This window comes from Brenneria sp. L4-2C (assembly GCF_040240335.1).
In the GTDB taxonomy this organism is placed as follows: Bacteria; Pseudomonadota; Gammaproteobacteria; order Enterobacterales; family Enterobacteriaceae; genus Brenneria.
The window spans coordinates 1-679 of record NZ_JBEIAC010000062.1 but is presented as its reverse complement, the minus strand read 5'-3'; the positions used below and the strand labels follow the sequence as shown (position 1 = coordinate 679).

The window sequence follows — 679 nt, the reverse complement described above, 5'->3', positions numbered from 1 at the left end:
GGCTCCCACTGCTTGTACGTACACGGTTTCAGGTTCTATTTCACTCCCCTCGCCGGGGTTCTTTTCGCCTTTCCCTCACGGTACTGGTTCACTATCGGTCAGTCAGGAGTATTTAGCCTTGGAGGATGGTCCCCCCATATTCAGACAGGATAACACGTGTCCCGCCCTACTCATCGAGCTCACAATCTGTGCATCTTCGTGTACGGGACTATCACCCTCTGTCGTGCGACTTTCCAGACGCTTCCACTGACACACAAACTGATTCAGACTCTGGGCTGTTCCCCGTTCGCTCGCCGCTACTGGGGGAATCTCGGTTGATTTCTTTTCCTCGGGGTACTGAGATGTTTCAGTTCCCCCGGTTCGCCTCGTTAGACTATGTATTCATCTAACGATAGTGCAACGGATTGCACTGGGTTTCCCCATTCGGGTATCGTCGGGTATAACGGTTCATATCACCTTGCCGACGCTTTTCGCAGATTAGCACGCCCTTCATCGCCTCTGACTGCCTAGGCATCCACCGTGTACGCTTAGTCGCTTAACCTCACAACCCGAAGGTGTCTTTCGACATCATCGCGCTGTGATTTTTGAGAGACTCTGACACAACAAAATCACTACCCTTGCGGATAATGTTCAGCTGTATCGTTTCAAATTTCAGCTTGTTCCAGATTGTTAAAGAGCA

General features: G+C 50.8%; 1 rRNA gene. It reads right to left on the bottom strand.

The features are described from left to right. Positions 1-541 (bottom strand): 23S ribosomal RNA (locus tag ABRZ26_RS25035); the annotation flags it as partial. Positions 542-679: the final 138 nt, after the last annotated feature.